Source organism: Streptomyces sp. DI166 (assembly GCF_900091315.1).
Taxonomy (GTDB): domain Bacteria; phylum Actinomycetota; class Actinomycetes; order Streptomycetales; family Streptomycetaceae; genus Streptomyces; species Streptomyces fuscus.
Genome location: NZ_FLSP01000016.1, coordinates 88,154 through 110,439 on the forward strand (window position 1 = coordinate 88,154; position 22,286 = coordinate 110,439).

At 71.6% G+C, this 22,286-nt stretch carries 18 protein-coding genes and 2 pseudogenes; 7 read left to right on the plus strand and 13 right to left on the minus strand.

The features are described 5' to 3' along the window. Positions 1 to 63: 63 nt before the first annotated feature. The gene (locus GA0115233_RS41685) at positions 64 to 198 is read right to left on the minus strand and encodes a hypothetical protein (RefSeq protein ID WP_255310133.1); all 135 of its coding nucleotides are present in this window, start codon (positions 196 to 198) and stop codon (positions 64 to 66) included. Between GA0115233_RS41685 and GA0115233_RS10940 the strand changes: the two genes are divergently transcribed. The 3 genes from GA0115233_RS10940 to GA0115233_RS10950 all read left to right on the plus strand — a co-directional run bounded on the left by GA0115233_RS10940 (position 197) and on the right by GA0115233_RS10950 (position 2,249). Next, entirely contained in the window at positions 197 to 745 is a 549-nt protein-coding gene (locus tag GA0115233_RS10940; protein ID WP_093719964.1) for a sigma-70 family RNA polymerase sigma factor, read from the plus strand. The two genes, GA0115233_RS41685 and GA0115233_RS10940, sit on opposite strands and share 2 nt — an antisense overlap. Before the next feature lie 146 nt (positions 746 to 891). Beyond that, complete coding sequence (locus tag GA0115233_RS10945; RefSeq protein WP_093719965.1) at positions 892 to 1,407, plus strand: hypothetical protein; 516 nt, start codon at positions 892 to 894, stop codon at positions 1,405 to 1,407. Positions 1,408 to 1,595: 188 nt separating this feature from the next. Further along, positions 1,596 to 2,249 (plus strand): zf-HC2 domain-containing protein, encoded by a 654-nt coding sequence (locus GA0115233_RS10950; RefSeq protein ID WP_093719966.1) that lies wholly within the window; start codon positions 1,596 to 1,598, stop codon positions 2,247 to 2,249. Between the two features lie 24 nt (positions 2,250 to 2,273). On the opposite strand, the gene GA0115233_RS10955 is transcribed toward GA0115233_RS10950, so the two are convergent. The 3 genes from GA0115233_RS10955 to GA0115233_RS10965 form a co-directional block, all read right to left on the minus strand. Further along, positions 2,274 to 3,137: an Fpg/Nei family DNA glycosylase gene (locus GA0115233_RS10955; protein WP_093719967.1), complete on the minus strand. Its 864-nt coding sequence runs from the start codon at positions 3,135 to 3,137 to the stop codon at positions 2,274 to 2,276. Positions 3,138 to 3,159: 22 nt separating this feature from the next. Next, positions 3,160 to 5,250: a SpoIIE family protein phosphatase gene (locus tag GA0115233_RS10960; protein ID WP_093719968.1), complete on the minus strand. Its 2,091-nt coding sequence runs from the start codon at positions 5,248 to 5,250 to the stop codon at positions 3,160 to 3,162. 78 nt (positions 5,251 to 5,328) lie between these two features. Beyond that, entirely contained in the window at positions 5,329 to 6,165 is an 837-nt protein-coding gene (locus GA0115233_RS10965) for a DUF6777 domain-containing protein (RefSeq protein WP_176711724.1), read from the minus strand. A 435-nt stretch (positions 6,166 to 6,600) separates the two neighbouring features. Here GA0115233_RS10965 and GA0115233_RS10970 point away from each other — a divergent pair, with 435 nt between their 5' ends. Continuing rightward, positions 6,601 to 8,016 (plus strand): lipase maturation factor family protein, encoded by a 1,416-nt coding sequence (locus tag GA0115233_RS10970; protein ID WP_093719969.1) that lies wholly within the window; start codon positions 6,601 to 6,603, stop codon positions 8,014 to 8,016. On the opposite strand, the pseudogene GA0115233_RS10975 reads toward GA0115233_RS10970, so the two are convergent. Continuing rightward, positions 8,011 to 8,544: pseudogene (locus GA0115233_RS10975) on the minus strand (aldo/keto reductase); the annotation flags it as partial. The gene GA0115233_RS10970 and the pseudogene GA0115233_RS10975 overlap by 6 nt on opposite strands. Here GA0115233_RS10975 and GA0115233_RS10980 point away from each other — a divergent pair. Next, positions 8,543 to 8,892, plus strand: a pseudogene (locus GA0115233_RS10980) (FCD domain-containing protein); the annotation flags it as partial. The pseudogenes GA0115233_RS10975 and GA0115233_RS10980 overlap by 2 nt on opposite strands. Positions 8,893 to 8,929: 37 nt before the next feature. On the opposite strand, the gene GA0115233_RS10985 reads toward GA0115233_RS10980, so the two are convergent. From GA0115233_RS10985 to GA0115233_RS11015, 7 genes are all read right to left on the minus strand, one after another. Then, positions 8,930 to 10,066, minus strand: a complete 1,137-nt coding sequence (locus GA0115233_RS10985) for a winged helix DNA-binding domain-containing protein (protein ID WP_093719970.1) — start codon at positions 10,064 to 10,066, stop codon at positions 8,930 to 8,932. After that, on the minus strand, positions 10,063 to 13,086 hold the full coding sequence (locus GA0115233_RS10990) for an alpha-mannosidase (RefSeq protein WP_093719971.1): 3,024 nt from the start codon (positions 13,084 to 13,086) through the stop codon (positions 10,063 to 10,065). Before GA0115233_RS10990 ends, GA0115233_RS10985 begins: the two co-directional genes overlap by 4 nt. A 129-nt stretch (positions 13,087 to 13,215) precedes the next feature. Continuing rightward, complete coding sequence (locus GA0115233_RS10995; RefSeq protein WP_093719972.1) at positions 13,216 to 15,243, minus strand: endo-beta-N-acetylglucosaminidase; 2,028 nt, start codon at positions 15,241 to 15,243, stop codon at positions 13,216 to 13,218. After that, positions 15,240 to 16,484 carry a glycoside hydrolase 5 family protein gene (locus tag GA0115233_RS11000; protein ID WP_176711726.1) on the minus strand — a complete coding sequence of 415 codons (1,245 nt, stop codon included), beginning with the start codon at positions 16,482 to 16,484 and terminating at the stop codon, positions 15,240 to 15,242. Before GA0115233_RS11000 ends, GA0115233_RS10995 begins: the two co-directional genes overlap by 4 nt. A 41-nt stretch (positions 16,485 to 16,525) precedes the next feature. Then, positions 16,526 to 17,377: a carbohydrate ABC transporter permease gene (locus GA0115233_RS11005; RefSeq protein ID WP_093719974.1), complete on the minus strand. Its 852-nt coding sequence runs from the start codon at positions 17,375 to 17,377 to the stop codon at positions 16,526 to 16,528. Beyond that, the gene (locus GA0115233_RS11010) at positions 17,374 to 18,261 is read right to left on the minus strand and encodes a carbohydrate ABC transporter permease (RefSeq protein WP_093719975.1); all 888 of its coding nucleotides are present in this window, start codon (positions 18,259 to 18,261) and stop codon (positions 17,374 to 17,376) included. The genes GA0115233_RS11005 and GA0115233_RS11010 overlap by 4 nt, the downstream gene beginning before the upstream one ends. 3 nt (positions 18,262 to 18,264) lie before the next feature. Then, the gene (locus tag GA0115233_RS11015) at positions 18,265 to 19,554 is read right to left on the minus strand and encodes an ABC transporter substrate-binding protein (protein ID WP_093719976.1); all 1,290 of its coding nucleotides are present in this window, start codon (positions 19,552 to 19,554) and stop codon (positions 18,265 to 18,267) included. 221 nt (positions 19,555 to 19,775) lie between these two features. Between GA0115233_RS11015 and GA0115233_RS11020 the strand changes: the two genes are divergently transcribed. Then, entirely contained in the window at positions 19,776 to 20,780 is a 1,005-nt protein-coding gene (locus tag GA0115233_RS11020; protein WP_176711727.1) for a LacI family DNA-binding transcriptional regulator, read from the plus strand. A gap of 38 nt (positions 20,781 to 20,818) precedes the next feature. Then, a complete protein-coding gene (locus GA0115233_RS11025; protein WP_093719978.1) occupies positions 20,819 to 21,844 on the plus strand; it encodes an alpha/beta hydrolase family protein in 1,026 nt (341 codons plus the stop codon). A gap of 6 nt (positions 21,845 to 21,850) precedes the next feature. Here GA0115233_RS11025 and GA0115233_RS11030 read toward each other — a convergent pair. Next, a partial coding sequence (locus tag GA0115233_RS11030) for a tetratricopeptide repeat protein (RefSeq protein ID WP_141689498.1) occupies positions 21,851 to 22,286 on the minus strand: 436 nt, incomplete at its 5' end.

Sequence of the window (22,286 nt, forward strand, 5' to 3'; positions counted from 1 at the left end):
GTCGTATTTACGTACCAACAGGTAAGAATCGGGATGGTTCGGTACGGGGTTCCGACACGCCCATTAGCCCGTCCGGCCCTCGACGAACGGTGGCCCGAACCGTTCGTCGAACCGTTCGTCGACGCGATCGACCGTCCGTCGCAGACCCGTGTGCACGATCTGGGCACGGACGGTGCCCTGCGGTGCCATAACCGCCATGACGGCCGGAACCACTCTCATGACCGGGACGACGACCGCCGAGCACGAGCTCGCCGCACTGCAGCGGGAGCACGGCCGGCCTCTCTTCGCGCTGCTGCTCAGGCTCTGCGACGGGGACCGGCAGCGCGCCGAGGACCTGGTCCAGGAGACCCTCGTGCGGGCCTGGCAGCATCCCGAGGCCCTGCGCGCCGACGACTTCGACTCCGTACGCCCCTGGCTGATGACCGTCGCCCGGCGGCTCGCCATCGACGCCCGGCGGGCCCGGCAGGCGCGGCCCGCCGAGGTCGGCGACGCGATCCTGGAGAACGCCCGGGTGTGCGCCGACCACGCCGAGCGATCGGCCGCGACCCTCGATGTCCGCGAGGCTGTGAAGACACTCACTCCGGAGCACCGTGAAGTCCTGGTGCTCGTGTACTTCCAAGGAGCCAGTGTTGCGGAAGCGGCGAAAACCCTCGGCATCCCGCCCGGTACCGTGAAGTCCCGCGCGTACTACGCGCTGCGCGCCCTGCGCCGGGTGCTTCCCGGATACGCGGCCGACCTGCGGTGAAACCGTGAGCCGAGTCAAACCTCCGTAAAGCGCCTTGCTGTGGACCATGGTTGAGTAATCGGCTGTCTTCATCCGTGTTCCGGAAGGGGCGCCCCGCGCGGCCCCGGATCGGGCGACGCGTACGCACCGGAGGAAGGCAGGAAGGGATGCTGCACAGAGGCCACGAGAGCACGGACGACACCGGCGGCGGTGAACTGACCGTTCCCATGGCGTGGTTGTACGCCGAGTACATCGCCGACGAACTGCTGCGCAGCGGTGATCTGATGCCGCCGACGTCGTTCGAGTTCCGCGCCGGGCGGGACGCGCTGGCGCTCACGATCTTCCTGTCCGACGACGGCGGTGAACTGTCCGGCATCCGCGTCGTCTCCCAGCTCGACACCTGGCTCTCGCTGACGGCGTACGACCAGCCCTGGCAGGACTGGGTGCGCGAGCGGATGGCCAAGCTGGCCGCCGAGTCGATCGAGTCCGGGGGGCCCACACCCGACCTGGATCTCGCCGAGGCGGCCTGGCGCTGGCTGGAGGAGACCGAACTGCTCGCCCCGGACCTGAACGCGGTGCCCGGCGGCGGCGTACCCGTCGGTGAGGACGAGGGTCCGAAGGTGTGGACCCCGGCCTGGCAACTGGGTCTGCCCTTGGGCCACTTGGCGATCCATCTGTTCTAGGCGCCCTGCTCGGGGGGCCGCGGGGCCCGTCCGGAAAATTTTTCCGGCACGGGACCAATCCGCCGCCCCGGCCGCTCCGAATGCTTTGGTTACGATTCGGTGTGTGGCTTGAGTGATTCGGCGGTCTGGTGCGTACCGATGGGAGCAAGGAGTAACCCACCCCGCACCCAACGGCACCGAGGAATCGCATGAGGTCCCTGGAGAGGCATCGCGACGTCGCCGCCTACGCGCTCGGCGTGCTGGATGAGGCGGATGCCTTCCGCTTCGAGGATCACCTCATGGAGTGCCCCAGCTGCGCGGCACGCGTGACCGAGTTCGGCCCCGCCACCCGGCAGTTGATGCTGTACCGCAACGCCACCCCGCGCTCGGTCCACCCGATGGCCAAGCCCGGCCCGCGGCTGCTGGACCGCCTGATGGGCGAGGTGGCCGGCCGCAGCCGGATGCGTCGCAGGCGCCTGCTGTTCGGTCTGGCCGCCTCCGCGGCGGTGGCACTGGCCTCCCCCGGGATCGCCATGATGGCCGCGGACGGCGATTCGTCGGCCCGGATGATCGACGCCACCGACGAGCGCTCGGGGGTGTGGGCCCAGGTCACCGCCGAGGAGGAGCCCTGGGGCACCCAGGTCGAGCTGAAGGTCAAGGACGGCGCGGGCCCGCGCGCCTGCCGGCTGATCGCCGTCGGCCGTGACGGCTCGGAGCAGATGGTCACCAGCTGGACCGCGGCCCGGCACGACGCCCGCGAGAACACGATGATGGGCGCCGCCGCCTTCCACCCCGACGAGATCGCCCACTACGAGGTCCGCACCACGGACGGGGAGCACCTCGTGACCCTCGCCCTCGGCTGATCCTCGGGCCCGTGGCCCGACGGGCTACTTCAGCAGCCGCGACATCCTCCGGTCCGCCAGGGGCTTGCCCCCCGTCTGGCAGGTCGGGCAGTACTGGAGCGAGGAGTCACTGAACGAGACCTCGCGGACGGTGTCGCCGCAGACCGGGCAGGGCTCGCCCGTACGGCCGTGCACACGCAGGCCGCTCTTCTTCTCCGCCTTCAGGCGTCCCGCCGCCACACCCCGCGAGCGGTCGACCGCCTCGGCCAGCGTGGTGCGCAGGGCCTCGTAGAGGGTGTGGGTCTCCTCCGGGGTGAGCTTGGCGGCCAGCTTGAACGGGGACATCCTCGCCGCGTGCAGGATCTCGTCGCTGTAGGCGTTGCCGATCCCGGCGATCAGGGACTGGTCGCGCAGGGCTCCCTTGATCTGACGGCGCTCGTCCTTGAGCAGGCCGGCCAGGCGGGCCTCGTCGAAGTCGTCGGCGAGCGGGTCGGGGCCCAGGCGGGCGATGCCGGGGACCTGCTGGGGGTCCTGGACGACGTAGACCGCGAGGCGTTTCTGGGTGCCGGCCTCGGTCAGGTCGAAGCCCTCGCCGGTCTCCAGGGCGACGCGCAGGGCGAGCGGGCCCCTGCCGGGTTTGGGCGGGCCGTCGGGGAGCCGGTCCTTCCAGTGCAGCCAGCCCGCCCGGGCGAGGTGCGTGATCAGATGGGGGCCGTCCGCCGTACGCAGGTCCAGGAACTTCCCGTACCGCCCGATCCCGGTGACCTCGCGGCCCTCGACGGCGGTCAGGGGCGGGTCGTACGTCTTCAGCACGCTGACCGCGACCGGGAGCACCCGGACGATCTCACGTCCGACCAGGTGCTCGGTGAGGAAATCCTTCAGCGCTTCGACCTCGGGGAGTTCCGGCATAGGTCCAGGGTGCCACCAGGGCTCAGCCCCGGCCCGTGACCAGGAACTCGCACCACACGCACTTGCCGCCGCCGCGCGCCTCCACCCCCCACACATCGGTGAGCAGTTCGACCAGCAGCAGACCCCGCCCGGAGACACCGTCGGCACCTGCCTCCCGGCGGCGGGGCAGGGCGCTGGAGGAGTCCTCCACCTCGACCCGCAGCCGCAGGTCGGCGCCGCTGAGCACGCGCAGGGTGACGACCGCCGCGCCTTCGGTGTGCATCAGGGCGTTGGTGATCAGCTCGTCGGCGACCAGTTCGATCTCGTCGGCGCGCTGGCCCGAGCCCCAGGCGCGCACCGCGGCGCGGATCATGTGCCGGGCCTGGGACAGGGCCTCGGGGTCGCCGGGCGCCACATGCTGCTGGAGCCGGCCGCCGCGCCGCGGGCTGTCCACGCCCCGACGGCGCAGCAGGAGCAGCGCCACGTCGTCGTCGCCGCCGCGCTCCTCGGCCACCTCGATCAGCCGGTCGGCGAGTTTGCGTACGTCGTCGTCGCTGTCGGCGACCAGGGCGGCCAGGGCGTGCATGCCCTCGTCGAGGTCGGAGCCGGGCAGTTCCACCAGTCCGTCGGTGCACAGCAGCAGGGTGTGCCCGGGGTCCAGCTCCAGGGTTCGCACCGGGTACTCCAACTGCCCGAACTCCGCGGACAGTCCGAGCGGCAGCCCGCCCTCCATGGTCACCCGTCGGCAGGTGCCGTCCGCTTCACGGACCAGCGGGTCGATGTGCCCGGCGCGGACCACCTGGACCACGCCGGTGGACAGGTCGGCCTCCGCGTACAGGCAGGTCGCGAACCGGTCGGTGTCCAGTTCGTGGAGGAAGACCGAGGCGCGGGCCATGACCGTCGCGGGGGTGTGCCCCTCGGCCGCGTAGGCGCGCAGCACGATACGGAGCTGGCCCATGACGGCCGCCGCGTGCGTGTCGTGCCCTTGGACGTCCCCGATGACCGCGCCGACCCGGCCGCCGGGCAGCGGGATCAAGTCGTACCAGTCGCCGCCGATGTCCCGGCCGAGGGTGCCGGCCGCGGTCCCGGCCCGGTAGCGGACGGCGACGTCGGCGCCCGGGACGCTCGGGATGGTGCGCGGCAGCATGGCCTGCTGGAGTCCGGCGGCGAGGTCCTTCTCCTGCTCGTAGAACATGGCCCGCTGCAGGCTCTGCGCGATGCTGCTGCCCAGCGCCACCAGGACGTTGCGCTCCTCGGCGGAGAAGCCGTGCCGGTCGCTGTAGAGCAGTCCCATGGCGCCGATCGGCCGGGCCTGGGCGATGAGCGGCAGATAGGCGGCCGAGGTGATGTGCAGGTCGGTGATGTGCGGCCACAGGATGGGATAGCCGTCCGCGAACTCCTCCGGCGACTCGATGAACCGCGGGGTGAGCGTGCGCACCACCTCGCTCATCGGGTACGGCTCATCGATGCCGGTCACCCGGGTCCCGGGAACGAAGCTGCCCGCGGGGCCCTCGGCGATCAGCCGGATGCGGCCCGCCTCGACCAGTCCCATGACCAGGCTGGTGGCGCCGAGGTGGGTGAGGCCGTGGGTGTCCTTGAGTACGTCGATGACGTCCTGGACGGTGCGGGCGTGCGCCAGCGCCGCGGTGGTCAGCTCGACCACGTTGGTCTGCTGCCGGCGGAACGCCTCGTCCGCGTCGGCCCGGTCCCGGCGCTCCTCGATCTCGCGCAGTTCCTGGGTCGCGTCCCGGACGATGCCGATGATGCGGCGCGGGCGGCCGGTCTCGTCCCGGCGGATGTAGCCCTGGGTGTGGGTCCAGCGCAGGCTGCCGTCGCGGCGGCGGATGCGGAAGTAGGCGCCGTAGTTCTCGCTGCCGTCCTTCATCGCCTGGGAGACGAGGGCGTCCAGGCGGTACCCCTCCGTCTGGGGCACCCGCGCCACGAGGCTCTCCGGGTGGCCGTCGTATTCGTCGGGGCGCAGGTCGAAGACCTCGTACGCCTGCGCGTCCATGTGGAACAGCCCGCTGTCCAGGTCCCAGTCGAAGCTGCCCATACGGTTGAGCGCCAGAATCGGATCCGGGTGGGCGGGCCAGTCGTCCGGGAGTGACAGGGCGCTCGCTCCCCGATCAACCATGGGCCCACCTTGCCAGGATTTGTCCGATTCTTCGAGTGGGAGGACTTGACTCGGTGACTCGATCTTCCGGTCGCTCGCTCACCGGGTGAGACCTTCGGCGTCGTCGGGATCCTCGGCGTCGCGAGGATCTTCGATATCGCGAGGATCTTCGGTGTCGTCCGGGATCAGGCCGCCGCCGTCGGGCAGGTCCGGGGTCTCCGGGACCGACTCGGGGCCGATGTCGTCCGGGGAGTCGGGGATGGTCCGGGTGTCCTCGGGGAGGGTCGGATCGGGGGTGGACCCGCTGTCTTGCCGGGCGGGGCCGGTCCTCAGCGGCTCGACGGTCGACGGATCGGCCGGGGTGAGGCTGCCGCCCGGGCTGAGGCGGTCATCCAGAACAGGGCTGTCGTCCGGGGCGGGGCTCCGGTCCGGAGTATGGTCCGCCTCCGGTACCGGACTCGGCTCCAGCGGTTCCGGTCGCGGGACCGGGCGGTCGTGGCGGACGTCGTGCCAGATCCGCCGTTCGATCCACGTCCCGCCGACGACGTTGATGATCGTGACGTTGGTGATCGCCCGGGGCGCCGGGGTCACCACGACGACCTCCTCGGGCCGGTATCCGGGCCACACCTCTCCCTTCGCGCCGGGACTGCCGTGCGTGGCCCTCGGCGGTCCCAGCGGGTTGCCGCAGGCGCAGCGCACCCGGGGCAGCCCCCGGTCGTCGACGAGGACCGCGGTTCCGGCCTGGAGGACGGACTGGAAGCCGACGGCCCGGCCGTTCCGGTACCCGTGGTTGGTGACGCGGGTGTCGGCCCGCAGCACCACCGGCGCCAGACCGCGCAGATAGCCGGGCACCCCCGCCCCGGAGACACCCACGGCCCCGGCGAACGCGCTCGCGCGCCCCGGGTCGGCGGTGAGCCGGTCGATCTGCCGGGCCACATCGCAGCTGCCGACCCCGGCCGTACCGGCGTAGAGCCCCGGCGTCGCACCGGAGTACGCGCGGACCTCGCCGGAAGAGGGTTGCGGCGTTCGGGCGACCGGGGGCGGGGGACGGACGACGTGGCCGTGGAGTCCGTGAAGGGGGCGGGCCCCCGCGCCGCGACCGGCTGGAGCAGCACCTCCCCGCTCGACGCCGCGGCCTCGCCGCCGAGACCGGCGCAGCCGGTGACGAGGAGCGCCATGGTGAGCGCGCAGGCCGTGGCCAGTAATCCGGTGAGGGTTCGCACCGCGTCCTCCCGCCTCTCATCGGGAACTTCGTCACCAATTGTCTGCTTCACCCGCTCGGATGACGCAAACGGAGTGGTTGTATACACAGAGTGACGGCACCGGTGGAGGCTGGTCCCGGCAGCACAATGGAGCGAAGGAGCGCAGGCCGTGGAGTGGTTCACCGCATCGGAGTACTGGCTGAGCCGGCTGGTCTTCCAGCGGGCCCTCGCGGGGCTGTACCTGGTCGCGTTCCTGACGGCGGCGCTCCAGTTCCGGCCGCTCATCGGCGACCGGGGGATGCTGCCCGTACGACGCTACGTGGACCTGGTGCCGTTCAAGGCCGCGCCCAGCCTGTTCCACTTCCACTACTCGGACCGCTTCTTCGCCCTGTGTGCCTGGTCGGGGTGCGCGGTGTCGGCGGCGCTGCTCGCGGGGGTGGACGCGCTGCTGCCGCTGTGGGCGGCGATGCTGCTGTGGCTGGTGCCCTGGGCGCTGTACCTGTCCATCGTCAACGTGGGCCAGACCTGGTACTCGTTCGGCTGGGAGTCCCTGCTGCTGGAGGTGGGATTCCTCGCCGTGCTGCTCGGCAACGACGAGGTGGCCCCGCCGGTCGTGGTGCTGTTCCTGCTGCGCTGGGTCCTGTTCCGTGTCGAGTTCGGGGCGGGCCTGATCAAGATGCGGGGCGACGCCTGCTGGCGGAATCTGACCTGCCTCTACTACCACCACGAGACCCAGCCGATGCCGGGCCCGCTGAGCTGGTTCTTCCACCGTCTCCCCCGGCCGCTGCACCGCGCGGAGGTGGCCGCCAACCACGTCACCCAGCTCGTCGTGCCGTTCCTGCTGTTCACCCCGCAGCCCGTGGCCACGGCCGCCGCGTCCCTGATGATCCTCACCCAGCTGTGGCTGGTGCTCTCGGGGAACTTCTCCTGGCTGAACTGGCTCACCATCGCGCTGGCCGCCTCCGCGCTGCGCCTCCCGGACACCTCCCCCGCCGTCCCGGACACGCCAGTCTGGTACACGGCCGTCGTCCTGACCGTCTCCGCGCTGCTGCTCGCCCTCGGCTACCACCCGGTGCGCAACATGATCTCCCGCCGCCAGGTGATGAACCGCTCCTTCGACCCGCTCCATCTGGTCAACACCTACGGCGCCTTCGGCAGCGTCACCCGGATCCGCCACGAGGTCGTGATCGAGGGCACCGCGGACGGGACGCCGCGCACGGACTCGGACTGGCGGGAGTACGAGTTCAAGGGCAAGCCCGGCGACCCAAGGCGCTGGCCCCGCCAGTTCGCGCCGTACCACCTGCGCCTGGACTGGCTGATGTGGTTCGCCGCGCTCTCCCCCTCCTACGCCGGCTCCTGGTTCGGCACGCTGGTGGAGCGGCTGCTGGAGGGCGACCGGGCCACCCTGAAGCTGCTGCGCCACTCCCCCTTCCCGCCCGACGCCCCGCCCCGCTACATCCGCGCCCGGCTCTTCCGCTACCGCTACACGACCTGGAGCGAACTGCGGGAGACCGGCACCTGTTGGGAGCGCACGTACGTGAGGGAGTACCTGCCACCGACCCGGCTGGCGGCGGAACGGTCATGACGGGTGCCCGCCGGTCCGAGCCAGCTCCCGCCAGAAGGCGGCGGGCACGGGGGTGGCGAACTGCTCGGCGCAGTCGCGTACTTCGGCCGCCGAACGGGCGCCCACCAGAACGTCGGTGACCGCCGGGTGGGAGGCGCAGAAGGTGAGGGCGGCGGCGCGCAGGCTGATGCCGTGGCGTTCGGCGAGGCGCCGCATGCGCAGGGCGCGGTCCACCAGGTCGGCGGGCGCCCGGGTGTAGTCGTACGTCGCGTCCGGGCCGGGGTCGGCCAGCAGGCCCGAGTTGAAGGGGCCGCCGATGACCGCCGACACGCCCCGCTCCTGGGCGGCGGGCAGCAGTTCGTCGAGGGCGGTGCGGTCGAGCAGGGTGTACCGGCCCGCACACAGCACCGTGTCGACGTCCGTGTCGCGGGCGAAGCGGGTCAGCATCCCGGCCTGGTTCATCCCGGCGCCTATCGCGCCGACGACTCCCTCCGAGCGGAGCCGCTCCAGGGCCGGGTAGCCCTCGCGGAAGGCGACCTCGGTGTGGTCGACAGCGACCGCGATGGCCGCCGCCCGATCACGCCCGGTCAACTCGCCGAGGTCGGACGGCACTTGAAGGCCATGCACGCCACCGACGACCCGGAGGAGATCCTCGCCCACGACCTGGCCTTCCACCGGGAGATCGCCCTGGCCGCGGGCAACGGCACCAGGACCGCGATCCTGGACGGCCTCTCCTCACGCACCCTCCGCGCCCGCATCCGGCGCGCCTACCAGGAGGAGGGCGCCCTCGACCGCACCCGCCGCGAGCACGCCGCCATCCATCGCGCGCTGGTCGCCTGCGACCCGGACGCGGCGCGGGTCGCGGCGGCGGCGCACGTGGGGGAAGTGGAGGCGTAGCTGCGGGCGCGGCCGGAGACAGGTTGAACGGTCGCGCTCACCCCGGCAGTACCCGCACCTGCCCGTCCGGCAGCTTCTTCCACCAGTGCCCGTACCGGCTGTAGACCCGTGGCTCCCGCTCGGCCAGCCACGCCACCAGCCCCCGGGCCTCCTCGGCGAGCCCTTCCCACGCCTCGGACGGCAGGTCGTGGAAGGCGGTCGCCTCGATGCCCCCGGTCTCGGCGACGCGCCACACCCCGGCGACCTTGCCGTCGACGAGCAGCGTCGGCAGCACATCGCCGTTGACCCGGGTCACCAGCGGACGGTACTCGGGCGGGATCACCCGGGAGCGGTCCGCGTGGGCGAGCAGCACGCTGTCCCACATGGCCATCAGCCGGGGCGGGGCCGGTGTGTCCGCGTCCGGCCGCAGACCGCCCGGGATGTCGTACAGCACCGTCCCGTCCGGCCCCTCCAGCTCCTCCAGTGAGCCGGCGAGCTCGCGCACCGCGGTGCGCACCCGGCCCCGCCGCACGGTGGCGAACTGGGCCATGTCGACCACCGAGGCGGGCCCGAACGCCGCCAGATAGCGCGGCAGCAGCTCCAGCAGCCCCGCGTCCGCCCCACCGGCGAAGGAGTCGTCCGGTCCGGCGACGTACGCGGGCGAGGTCCCGAACGACCACGGCCCACCGGTCACCGCGTGCACCAGCGGGGCGTACGCCCGCAGCCCCCACCACGCGCCGTCCTTCCGCTGCTCACCGACCCGCTGCGCGAGCCACTCCGTCATCTCGCCGTTGGACCGCGGTTCCTCGGCCGCGAACTCCAGCAGCCCCGGCTCCAGTTCGGCCGCGACCGACGGGGTCAGTCCGGCGGCGGCGTAGCGGTACCCGAGCCGGGTGGCGCGCAGCGTGGGCCACATCGCCGCCCGCAGCATCGGATAGTCCTCGCGGTGGACGGCGTGCAGGGTGATCCGCAGCAGCGTCGCCTTCAGGAGCGTGCGGTCGGCGAAGGCGGTGTCCAGGCTCGCCGGGTCGAAGCCGTCGAGCCTGTTCCACAGGGCGAGGTACGGCGACTCCGGCTGCTGCGCCTGGAGCGCCAGGATCCGCCGTACGGCGTCGGCGGCGCCCAGCGGTTCGCGGCGCAGCAGCAGTTGGCGGCCGAGGGTGGCCCGGTTCAGTTCCCGCTCGCTGATCTTCACAGCACGGAGTCTGCCCTCCGGAACCGCAGCGTCGCCAGCTCGAACGGACGCAGCCGCAGGTCCACCCCGGTGCCGTCGTGCTCCACCGCGCTGTCGGGCAGCGGGCGCTCCAGCAGGTCGGTGGCCGTGACGGAGCTGAAGGCGAAACCGGCGGTGAGTCGGGCGCGGCAGCGGCCGCCGTGGGCCTCGTGGAAGCGGACGACCACGTCCCCGCTGCCGTCGTCGGCGAGCTTGACCGCGGTGACCACGACCGCGTCCCGGTCGACGCCGACCAGCGGGGCGACCTCGTCGGCGCCGGTGAGCCGTCGCTCGGACAGATTGATCCGCCAGCCCTCGCGGACCGCGTCGGCGATGTCGGCGCCCGGCACCAGGGCGTGCCGGAAGCGGTGGACGCCCTGGTCGGTCTCCGGGTCGGGGAAGCGCGGGGCGCGCAGCAGGGAGACCCTGACCGTGGTGGTCGTGCCGCGGTCGCCGTCGGTGCGGACGGCGCGGGTCACGTCGTGGCCGTACGTCGAGTCGTTGACGATCGCCACGCCCCAGCCCGGCTCCTCCAGGTGCACGAACCGGTGGTTGCAGGCCTCGAACTTGGCGGCCTCCCACGAGGTGTTGGTGTGCGTGGGCCGGTAGTAGTGCCCGAACTGGGTCTCGGACGCGTACCGTTCGGCGTGCACATCGAGGGGGAAGGCGAGTTTGAGGAACTTCTCCGTCTCGTGCCAGTCCACCTCGGTGTCCACCAGCAGCCGCCGCTCCCCCGGGGCGAGCGTGAGCAGTTGGGTGACGCGGGAGGCGCCGAAGGAGCGGGTGAGGCGTACCCCGTCACCTTGCGGGGCCATCTCGTCCAGGTCGGTGAGGTCGGTGACCGTGTTCCGGTAGAACTCGTCGACGTCCCAGGCGTCCCACATGTTCGGGAAGTCGGGGTGGAGTTGGAGGAGGTTTCCGGCCTCGCCGGGCGCGATGGACTCGCGGTCGGCGTCGTGGTCGTAGGCGGAGACGACCAGGCCCCGGGCGTCGATCTCGACCCGGAGCAGGCCGTTGTCGAGGACGTGTCCGCCGCCGGGGCGGTCGGAGACGGTGGTGCGTCCCTCGGTGACCGGGGTCCGGGCGCCGCCCGCCGGGACGCCCTCGCGGATGTGCGGGGCGGAGTTGAACACCAGCGGGGTCGTGCCGTCCCCGGCGAGGGCGCGCTGGGCGGCGTCGATGATGCCGGTGAGTTCGGCGGCCAGGCGCTCGTAGGTGGCCCGTGCCTCGCGGTGCACCCAGGCGATGGAGGAGCCGGGCAGGATGTCGTGGAACTGGTGCAGCAGCACCGTCTTCCAGATGCGGTCCAACTCCTCGTACGGGTAGGGGAATCCGGTGCGGACCGCCGCGGTCGCCGCCCACAGCTCCGCCTCGCGCAGGAGGTGCTCGCTGCGCCGGTTGCCCTGCTTGGTCCTGGCCTGGCTGGTGAGGGTGGCCCGGTGCAGTTCGAGGTACAGCTCGCCGACCCACACCGGCGGGTTCGGGTACTCGGCCTCGGCCTTGGTGAAGAACTCCGCCGGGGTCTCCCACACCACGGTCGCCGAGCCCTCCAGGTCGCGCAGCCGGGCGGCCTTGGCGACCATCTCGCGGGTGGTTCCGCCGCCTCCGTCGCCCCAGCCGGTGGGCGCGAGGGAGTGCCGGGCGACGCCCTTGTCCTTGAAGTTGCGGGCGGCGTGGGCGATCTCGCTGCCCTTCATGGAGCAGTTGTAGGTGTCGACGGGCGGGAAGTGGGTGAAGACGCGGGTGCCGTCGATGCCCTCCCAGGTGAAGGTGTGGTGGGGGAACTTGTTCGTCTGCGACCAGGAGATCTTCTGGGTCAGCAGCCACTTGGCGCCCGCCGCCTTGATGATCTGCGGGAGTCCGGCGGCGAAGCCGAAGGTGTCGGGCAGCCAGGCCTCGTCGTTCTCGATGCCGAACTCGTCGAGGAAGAACCGCTTTCCGTGCACGAACTGCCGGGCCATCGCCTCCGAGCCCGGCATATTGGTGTCCGACTCCACCCACATCCCGCCGGCCGGCACGAACCGCCCGTCCGCGACCGCCTTCTTCACCCGCGCCCACACCTCGGGCCGGTGCTCCTTCACCCACGCCCACTGCTGGGCCTGGGACATGGCGAACACGAACTCCGGCTCGTCCTCCAGCAGCGCGGTCATGTTGGCGGTGGTCCGGGCCACCTTGCGGACCGTCTCGCGCAGCGGCCACAGCCACGCCGAGTCGATGTGCGCGTGCCCGACCGCGCTGACGCGGTGCGCGGAGGGCACCGCGGGCTCGGACAGCACCGTCTCCAGCCGGGCCCGCGCCTGCGCGGCCGTCCCGCCCACGTCCTGGAGGTCGATGGCGTCCAGCGCCTTCTCCACCGCCCGCAGGATCTCCCAGCGGCGCGCGGAGTCCACCGGCAGCTCGGCCATCAGCTCGCCGAGCACCTCCAGGTCGATCACCAGCTCCCACACCGTCTCGTCGAGAACGGCGAGGTCCATGCGGGCGAGCCGGTACTGCGGTTCGCTGCCCGCGGTCTCCTTGTCGCCCAACCGGGTCGGCAGGAAGGGGTGGTAGTCGAGGATGACGGGGTTGGAGGCGGCCTCGATGTGCAGCCGCACCTCCTCGCCGCCCGCGACAGGGGCGCCGATGCGCACCCACTGGTTGCGCGGGTTGAGGCCCTTCACCGGGGTGCCGTCGGGCCGGTACACCAGGCCCTCGCACTGGAAGCCGGGCATGTTCTCGTCGAAGCCGAGGTCCAGCAGCGCCTCGACGGTCCGCCCGGCCCACTCCTCGGGGACTCTGCCGGTCACCCGGAACCAGCTGGTGCCCCACGGAGCACCCCAGCGGGCGCCCACCTCGATCGGCTCGGGCTCGGCGGCGAGACCCTCGGCGACCGGCACGGGCTCACCGGGCGCGTGCCAGACCGCCACGTCGAGCGGCACGGACTCGGGGTACACGGCGGGACGGATGCGCTCGTCGAGGACGCGCTTGAGACGGGCTTCGACCAGGCTGCGGTCGTCATGCATGCGGGGTGCTCCGTAGGTCGTCCGGGTGGGGGGTGGTTGCCAGGCGTCAGGCACGACCGGGGTGGATGCCGGCCGGGGGTGACTACCAGGCGTGCGTCACGGTCGGGGGTGGATACCAGGCGGTGGTGGCTACCAGGCGTGCGTCACGGTCGCGGGAGTGGAACTGGTGTACAGCTCCCCTACCGCGCGTACTTCGAACCGCGCGGCCGTCTCGCCCTGTTCCGGGCGCAGCCCGGTGAGGAAGTACGCCTGCTGGCAGGTTCCGCCGAGGAAGCGGTGGGTGCCGTCGGGGAGCAAGCGGTGCAGGGTGTAGTGGCGTACGGCGCCGGGGGCGGGGTTCCAGGTCAGGCGCAGGTCGCCGCCGCTCGCGCCGGTGACGCGCAGGCCGGAAGGGGCGGCGGGGGTGCAGGGCGCGCCGGAGCGGACGGCGAGGCCGCCGAGCCGCCACCGCACGGGGCCGCCGCCGCTGCCTCCGTTGGCCGGGGTGAGGCGGACGCCGATCGCTCGGATGGTGCCGGTGAGCCCTGTGAGCCGAACGGTCGCCGTCTGCCAGGTGTTGACCGTGTTCACAGGGAAGTAGGTGTACGGCGGTGTCGACCCCGGGGTGTCGGGGTCGGAGGTGGCGACGGCCAACTCGACGTCGACCGCGCCCGAGTCGATGCGATGGGTCAGCTCGACAGCCGTGTTCACACCCAGGGGCAGCCGGGCCGCGTACACATCCAGCACCGCCGGAGCGGTCAGTTCACCGTCCACCAGCACACTGCTGCCGCCACACCAGGCGTCCGCGAAATCGAAGTTCACAGCGGGCCGCGCCCCCGAGGTGTGCACGACCCAGCGCCGCGACGGCAGCCGGTCCTGCAACCCCAGATGGTTCCAGGGCGCGTCCGAGGTCACCGCGCCCCGCTCGTACCACCGCAGCCCGTGCCCCGTGTTGAACACGCTCGCGAACGGCACCGCCGTCACCGTCGACCGGTCGGCCACCGAAACGGCCGGCCCCCGCCAGGAGTCGGTGTCATCCGGCCGCGACGGATCCAGCGACCGCCCGCTCCAGAACCGGTCGTCGGCGGCGTGGAACTGCTCCGGCGTGCGGCCCGCCGGGAGGTGGTTGCGGGTCCACTCGGGCCGGTAGAAGCCGACCGACACCACATGGTCGCGGTCCTTCGGCACCATCGCGTCCCAGTTCACGGCCCGGTTCCAGCCGCTCGCCTCCACATCGACGCCCGCCCACAGCTCGTACCGGTCGCGTCCGATCCGCTCCGCCCGCTCCCCCGAGGACGCCAGGCTGCTCGCGGACCAGCGGAAGTCCACGAACATGTCGTCGGCGGTCTCGAAGAAGGGCTGGTTCTGCGCGTCGAGCGCCCCCTGCCAGCTCACCGAGCCGTTGACGGTCATCGAGTCGTACCAGGTCACCCGCTGCCCGACCGCCGCCGCCCGGGACTTCAGCTCCCGCAGGAAACCGAGCATGTCGGTGGCCAGCGCGGCGTTCCCGCCCCCGGTCTCGGCGTTCACGAACCACCCGTCGAAGCCGTACGCCCGCGCCACGGCCACCAGCCGCTCGGCCAGCGGAAAGCGCCCCGCGGCGTCCTTCTGCACCAGATCCCGGGTCCACCGCAACTGCCCGCCGTAGGCGACGGGCGGCAGGAAGATGTTGCCGAGCACCCGCACGCCGTGCCGGTGGGCGGCATCGACGATCGGGGCGTTCGGGGCGAGGATCAGCCCCTCGCCGGAGGAGCCGCCCCAGAAGACCAGTTCGTCGATGTAGGCCCAGTGGGTGAGGGCGTAGTAGTCGGCGGTGGCGGAGCCCTGCGAGGGGTTGCTCGCGGTGGGTGCGAAGGACACCAGGGACTGGATGCGGGCCTGGTCCGCGCGGGCGGTGGCGTTGACCGGCGCCGGGGTGAACCGGGCGGCGAGCGGGACGGAGGCGGCGTTGAAGGCGAGGTCGGGGTCGTCGGCGGCCCGCCAGCTCTTCAGGCTGCGCCAGGTGATGCCGGGGCCGGGGGTGCCGGAGGGCAGCGAGTCCGGGTACCAGTACGAGGCGTAGGGCGGGGGCGCGGCGGCCCTGGGGCTCTTTCCCGAAGGTGCGGCGGTCGCGGGCAGGGCGGGTGTGACGGCCGCTGTGGCGCCCGCGATCAGCAGGGCGCGTCTGGTGGGTTTCACGAGCGGGTGCCTCCTTGTGGGGTGGGGAGTACCTGGTCGGGCGTGACCACTTCGGTGATGCCGCGCGCCGCGAGATGGGCCGGGTTGCCGACGCGGGTGTCGAGGACGGTGGTGGGCCGGGCGCCGTCCGCGGTCAGCCGGAAGTAGGCGTCGAAGACGGCACCGCCGGGGGCGCACCGGGACCGGGCCGCCGGGTCGGCGGGGACGACGAGTGCGGTCGTACGGACGGGGGCGGGGCCGGGTTTGCGGGCCGCCGCCTCGGCCAGCACGCGCGCGGTGTCCTTCGGTTGCCGCTCGTTGGTCAGCAGCCCCAGCCCGTATTCGAGTTCGGGGAAGTCGGCGAGTTGCCGGGACACGTCGTGGGAGCACCACCAGGTGATGCCCCACAGGTCGGGGCAGTCGAGGGCGTGGGCGACGGTGGCCTCGGTGAAGGCGGCGGCGTGCTCGGCGGGGATCAGCGGGGCCGGGGCACCCACCTCCTGGAGCCACACCGGCCGCCGTGGGTCGTCCGCCCATGCCTTGCTCAGCTCGATCAGGTACGCGGCGTGGTGCTCGGTGGGCACGGAGAGTCGGCCGTGGCGTTGGGCGGTGCCGTTGAACACCCAGGAGTGGACGGCGGTGACGGCTCCCAGTTGGGCGGCCTGGGCGGGGGTGAAGGGCTGGTCGTCCTGGTACCAGGTGGCGTCGTACTCGGCGTGCAGGTGCAGCCGTCCGGGGGCGCCCTGCTCGCAGGCGGCGAGCATGCGTTCCAGCCAGGCGTCGATCTGGTCGGTGGTGGCGCGGTCGGGGTCGGGGTGGGGGTCGGCGGCGAACTGGTTGATCTCGTTGCCGAGGGTCATGCCGAGGAAGTTGGGGCGGTCGGCGAGGGCGGCGGCGAGGGTGCGCAGATAGGCGGCCTGGCCCTCGATGACCGCCGGGTCGGTGAAGAGGTTGCGCCGGTGCCAGGTGCGGGTCCAGGCGGGCAGGAAGTCGAAGCTGCTCAGGTGGCCCTGCAGTCCGTCGACGTTGACGTCGAGGCCGCGTTCGGCGGCGGCGTCGACGAGGCGGACGAGGTCGGCGACGGCGCGTTCACGGATGAGGGTGCGGTTCGGCTGGAAGTAGGGCCACAGCGGGAAGACGCGGATGTGGTCCAGGCCCAGTGCGGCGATCGAGTCGAGGTCGGCGCGTACCGCGTCGAGGTCGAAGTCGAGCCAGTGGTGGAACCACCCGACGCTCGGGGTGTAGTTGACGCCGAAGCGCACGGCAGGAGTCAATGCGTGTCCTTGTGACGGAGGTTGGGGGTTCAGCCCTTGACGGCGCCCTCACCGACGCCGCGGAAGAAGTACCGCTGGAGACAGGCGAAGAGGGCGATCAGCGGGGCGACGGCGATGACGGTGCCCGCGGCGACGAGGCGTTCGTCGTTGGCGAAGGTGCCGTGCAGGTAGTTGAGGCCGATGGTGAGGGTGAACTTGGAGGGGTCGCTGAGCACGATGAGCGGCCACAGGAAGTCGTCCCAGGCGCCCATGAAGGCGAAGATCGCGACGACGGCGAGCGTGCCCTTGACCGAGGGCAGCGCGATCCGGGTGAACCGCTGCCAGACGTTGGCGCCGTCGACGAAGGCCGCCTCCTCGATCTCGTAGGGGAGGTTGAGGAAGGCGTTGCGCATCAGCAGGACGTTCATGGCGCCGATGCAGCCGGGCAGGACGACGGCGATCAGGGTGTTGTTGAGGCCGAGGTCCCGCATGGTGGTGAACTGGGCGATGATGATGCCCTCCACCGGGACCAGCATCGCGAGGATGAAGGCGAGGGTGGCGGCGCGGCGGCCCCGGTAGCGCAGCCGGGCGAGCGCGTAACCGGCGAGGGCGGCGCCGACGCAGTTGGTGACGACGTTGGCGGTGGCGACCTTCACGGAGTTGAGGGCGTAGTCCCAGACCGGGATGGTGTCGGCGACGCGCTCGTAGTTGTGCAGGGTCGGCTCGCCGGGCAGGAACTGGGGCGGGGAGGTGTAGATGTTCTCGGTCGGCCCCTTGAGCGAGGTGGACAGCTGCCACAGGAACGGCCCCACGGTGAGGGCGAGCACCGCGAGCAACAGGGTGTAGCGCAGGACGAGTTCCCAGACCTTGATGCGGCGGCCGCTGTCGTCGGTGACCTTCACGTCTCGCTCCTTCGGTCCGCGCGCAGGACGAGCAGCATCAGGGCGACGGTGATGACGAAGACGACGACCGAGATCGCGGAGGCGTAGCCGACGCGTCCGGTGAGGCCGGTGCCGGTGCGCTGGACGAGCATGACGAGGGTGGTGTCCTCCCCGGCCGGGCCACCGCTGGGCCCCGCCATCAGGTAGACCTCGGAGAACACCTTGAACGCGGCGACCGAGGACAGCGCGCCGACCAGCACCATGGTGGACCGTACGGCGGGCACGGTGACGGTGAGGAAGCGGCGTACGGCTCCGGCGCCGTCGACCGCGGCGGCCTCGTGGAGTTCGCGGGGCACGTTGGCCAGGGCCGCCAGATAAATGATCATGTAGTAGCCGAGGCCCTTCCAGACGGTGACCGCCATGGCGCTCAGGAGCAGCAGCCACTGGTCGCTGAGGAAGCCGACCCGGCCGACGCCGATGGTCTCCAGCACGGCGTTGACCAGGCCGCGTTCGTCGAGCAGCCACACCCAGATCAGGCCCACCACGACGATCGAGGCGACGACGGGGGTGTAGAAGGCGGAGCGGAAGAAGGCGATGCCGGGGATGTTCTTCTGCACGAGCAGGGCCAGCAGCAGCGGCAGGACCACCAGCGCCGGGACGACGCCGAGGACGTAGAGCGTGCTGTTGCGCAGGCCGATCCAGAACATGTCGTCGTGGAGCAGCTCGCGGAAGTTGGCGAGGCCCACGAACTCGCCCTCGATCAGGGTGCGCCGGTCGGTGAAGGCGTTGATCAGCGTGGAGACGAAGGGGTAGAGGACGAAGGCGCCGATGACCAACAGCCCGGGAGCGGCGAACAGCCAGGGACTCACCGGTAGTTGGCGCCTCACCCGGGACGCGGTGGCCATCGGCTACCCCTGCTGCTGGAGGAGCCGGTCGCAGGCCTTGACAGCGTTGTCAAGAGCTTCCTTCGGACTTTCCTTGCCCTGGAGCGCCTTGGCGACCTCGTTGCGCAGCTCGGTCTTCATCTGCTCGCTGAACAGCACAGGCGTGTAATTGACCGCGTTCTTCAGCGACTTGGCGGCGGCGACGCGGACCCGGGTCTCGTCGGTGCCGTCCTCCTCGGTGAAGTACGGGTCGTCCAGGGAGCCGGCGGTGCTGGGGAAGATGGCGACCTTCTTGGCGAAGGACATCTGGCGCTGGGCGTCGGTGACGTAGTGCGCGAAGGCGATGGCGGCGGGCTTGCGCTTGGTCTGGGAGTTGACCATCACGCCCATGACGTACATGTTCACGTGCCCGGTGCTGGTGATCTGGTCGGTGATGCCGATGTTCTTGTAGAGGTTCGGCGCCTGCTTCTTGAAGTTGCCGAGGTCGAGGGCGCTGCCCGGGTTCATGGCGACGGCCTCGGTGAGGAACTTCTTGCCCGAGGACTCCGGGGTCGCGGTGAGCGCCTGCGGGTCGAGGGCCTTGGCGTCGTACAACTCCTTGTATTTGGTGAGGAGTTCGACGCCCTTGGGGTCGTTGAAGGCGAAGCCGGTGCCCTCCTGGTTCATCAGCGGGACGCCGTAGCGTCCGAAGTCCTCGACGGTGGGGACGTTGGCGAGGGTGGCGACCTTGCCGTCGGTCTTCTCGGCGATGGTGAGGGCGTCCTCGAAGAGTTCGTCGTACGTGGTCGGCGGCTGGTCGGCGGGCAGTCCGGCCTTCTCGAAGAGGGACTTGTTGTAGAACAGCGGCCCGGTGTTCAGATACCAGGGGAAGGCGTACGTGCCGCTCATGCCCGGTATCTGGTGGCTTGCCCAGGCGCCGTCCAGGTACTCCTTCCTGTACTGCCCGGCGTCCTTGTCGAGGTCGAGGGCAAGGCCCGCCTTGGCGAGCGGGGCGACCAGGTCGGGCGAGACATTGACGACGTCGGGGAGGGTGCCGCCGGCCGCGTCCGCGCTGATCTTGTCGGCGTAGCCCTCGGCGGGCTGGTCGACCCATTTGACGTGGGTACCGGGGTGTTTCTTCTCGAAGTCGGCGATCAGCCCTTCGAAGTAGTCCTTGAAGTTCGCCCGGAGATTCCAGGTCTGGAAGGTGATGTCGCCCTCGATCTTTCCGGAGGCGTCGGACGAGCCGCCGTCGTCCCCGGAACCGCACGCGCTGAGCGGCAGGACAACGCAGACAGCCAGGGCGGCAGCGAGTTTTCTTCGGGAAACGGGCACGGTGAACCGGCCTCCTTGACGGTGGAGTTGGTCGACGACGTCCGACCCTGCACGCCTGCGCACGGGCCCGTCAATGCATCTCGCACGGCTAATTTCATTAGTGACTAATACGCATTAGGTTGACACCGCTGAACCGTATTAGTGCACACTGGTGGCCGAAATGTGTCGGAGGAATGGGGAACAGCGTGACAGGCAGGCGGTCACCGGCCCGGCGGCCCACGATGAAGGACATCGCCCGGCATGCCGGGGTCTCGCAGAGCGCGGTGTCGTTCGCGCTGAACGGCAGGGCCGGGGTCTCGGAGGAGACCCGGGAGCGGGTGCGCCGGGTGGCCGAAGAGCTGGGCTGGCAGCCGAGCACGGCGGCGCGGGCGCTGTCCGGGGAGGGCGCGGCGACGGTCGGCTTCGTGCTGGCCCGCCCCGCGGACACCCTGGGTGTGGACTCCTTCTTCCTCCAACTCGTCTCCGGCATCCAGGAGGTGCTGGCCGAGCGCCATCTCGGGCTGCTGTTCCAGGTGGTGGAGGACATCGCCGACGAGTGCGCGGTCTACCGGCGCTGGTGGGCCGAGCACCGGGTGGACGGAGTGCTGGTGGTCGACCCGCGCACCGACGACCCCCGCCCCGACCTGCTGGACGAACTGGGCCTGCCCGCGGTGGTGATCGGCGGCGCCCCCGAGGAACGGCATCCGGGCCTGTCGACGGTGTGGGCGGACGACGCGGGCGCAATGGCCTCGGTGGTGGACGGGCTGTACGCCCTCGGCCACCGGCGGATCGTGCACATCGCGGGACTCGCGGGCCTCGCGCACACCGAACGCCGTATCCGCACGCTCGCCGCCGAGGCCCGGCGGCGGGGTCTGACCGAGGTGCAGTCGGTGACCACGGACTACTCCGACGCCGAGGGCGCCGCGGTGACCCGGCGGGTCCTGGGCGGCTCCGCTCCCCCGACCGCGCTGATCTACGACAACGACGTGATGGCGCTCGCCGGCGTCGCCGCCGCGAGCGAGCTGGGCTTCTCGGTGCCGGCCGATGTCTCGGTGGTGGCCTGGGAGGACTCCGCGCTGTGCCGCATGGTCAAGCCCTGGCTGTCCGCCCTGTCCCGGGACAGCGTGGAGTTCGGCCGCACGGCGGCCCGCGAACTGACGGCCCTGCTCGACGGGGGCCCTGCCCGGACCGTACGGGTACCGGTGCCGAGGCTGATCGAACGGGACAGTACGGGGGCGGCGCGCTGAGCGGGTGACCCGGGGGTGACCGGGGGGACAATGACGGCATGAGGCGGCTCCGCGCACTGTCCGGCGTCGCCGCCGGACTGACGCTGCTGCTGACGGCGGCGTGCACCGGCGGCGGGGAGGAACCCGCGCCGCCACCCAGCCCGCTGACGACCTCCGCGTCCCCCACGCCCACACCCACCCCGACACCGACCCCGCCGCACCCGGTGTCGATCCAGGCCCTGATCGAGCGCGACCACAGCGGCTCGGGCCTGCGTCTGGGCACGGTCCTGGCCCGCACCGCCGCGTACACCTCGTACGCCATGACCTACGAGAGCGACGGACTGACCGTCTCCGGCCTGATGAACATCCCGCGCGGCAAGGGCCCCTTCCCGGCGCTCGTGCTGGCGCACGGGTACATCGACCCCGCCGTGTACACCACCGGCCGGGGCCTGGCCCGCGAACAGGACCTGCTGGCCCGCGAGGGATACGTCGTCCTGCACACCGACTACCGCAACCACGCCCGCTCCGACGACGACCCCGACAACGACGTGCGCCTGCGGCTCGGTTACACCTCGGACGTCATCGGCGCGGGCCTGGCCCTGCGCGACTCGGGCCGCCCGGAGATCGACCCGGACCGCATCGGGCTGCTCGGCCGCTCGATGGGCGGCGGGGTCGTGTACAACACGCTGGTCGTGGCTCCGGGGCTGTTCGACGCGGCCGTCGTCTTCGCGCCGGTCAGCGCCCGGCCGCAGGACAACATCGACCACTTCCAGCGCGGCGAGGGCGACCCGCTGGTCGCCGAGATCGACGAGGCGTACGGCGCGCCCGAGGAGAACCCGCGGTTCTGGCGCAATGTCTCCCCGCTGACCTTCGTCGACCGCGTCACCGAGCCCCTCCTCATCCACCACGGCACCGCCGACACCACCTGCCCCCTCGCCTGGACCAAGCGCACCGTCGCGGCGTTCGAGGCGGCGGGCAAGGACGTGGAACTGCGCCAGTACCCGGGTGAGGGGCACACGTTCGGGCCGCAGTGGCCGCGGTCGATGGAGGCGACGGTGGCGTTCTTCGGGCGGCATCTGCGCTGAGGGGCGTCAGCTGCCGGCTCGACGGGCGTGGGCGAGGGAGGCGTGGATGTTCAGGGTGTCCGGGTGAGCCTCGCCGAGGGTCTGTTCGTACTGCGCGAGTGCCGTCTCCAGAAGGGGGACGGCACGGGCGGGGTCTCCCGCGGCCACGTAGGCGTGGGCCAGGGCGGCCCGGCTGCTGAGGACTTCGGGGTGGGTGTCGCCGAGGACCCGCTCGCGGTCGGCGAGGGTGGACTCGTACAGGGGGATGGCACGGGCGAGGTCTCCGGCCACCCGGTGGGCGAAGGCCAGGGTGTTGCGGCTGCCCAGTGTGCCGGGGTGGGTCTCCCCCAGGACCTCCTCGCGCTGGGCGAGCGTGGTTTCGCACAGGGGCAGGGCTCGCTCCAGGTCCTTCGCCGTCGTGTAGGCGTAGGCGAGGGTGTCGCGGGCGTTCAGGGTGCTGGGA

What these genes read in the sequence shown, in the direction of transcription:
- GA0115233_RS10940 (WP_093719964.1), top strand. Translation starts at nt 197, where the DNA reads ATGACGGCCGGAACCACTCTCATGACCGGGACGACGACCGCCGAGCAC.
- GA0115233_RS41685 (WP_255310133.1), bottom strand. Translation starts at nt 198, where the DNA reads ATGGCGGTTATGGCACCGCAGGGCACCGTCCGTGCCCAGATCGTGCAC.
- GA0115233_RS10945 (WP_093719965.1), top strand. Translation starts at nt 892, where the DNA reads ATGCTGCACAGAGGCCACGAGAGCACGGACGACACCGGCGGCGGTGAA.
- GA0115233_RS10950 (WP_093719966.1), top strand. Translation starts at nt 1,596, where the DNA reads ATGAGGTCCCTGGAGAGGCATCGCGACGTCGCCGCCTACGCGCTCGGC.
- GA0115233_RS10955 (WP_093719967.1), bottom strand. Translation starts at nt 3,137, where the DNA reads ATGCCGGAACTCCCCGAGGTCGAAGCGCTGAAGGATTTCCTCACCGAG.
- GA0115233_RS10960 (WP_093719968.1), bottom strand. Translation starts at nt 5,250, where the DNA reads ATGGTTGATCGGGGAGCGAGCGCCCTGTCACTCCCGGACGACTGGCCC.
- GA0115233_RS10990 (WP_093719971.1), bottom strand. Translation starts at nt 13,086, where the DNA reads ATGCATGACGACCGCAGCCTGGTCGAAGCCCGTCTCAAGCGCGTCCTC.
- GA0115233_RS11010 (WP_093719975.1), bottom strand. Translation starts at nt 18,261, where the DNA reads ATGGCCACCGCGTCCCGGGTGAGGCGCCAACTACCGGTGAGTCCCTGG.
- GA0115233_RS11020 (WP_176711727.1), top strand. Translation starts at nt 19,776, where the DNA reads ATGAAGGACATCGCCCGGCATGCCGGGGTCTCGCAGAGCGCGGTGTCG.
- GA0115233_RS11025 (WP_093719978.1), top strand. Translation starts at nt 20,819, where the DNA reads ATGAGGCGGCTCCGCGCACTGTCCGGCGTCGCCGCCGGACTGACGCTG.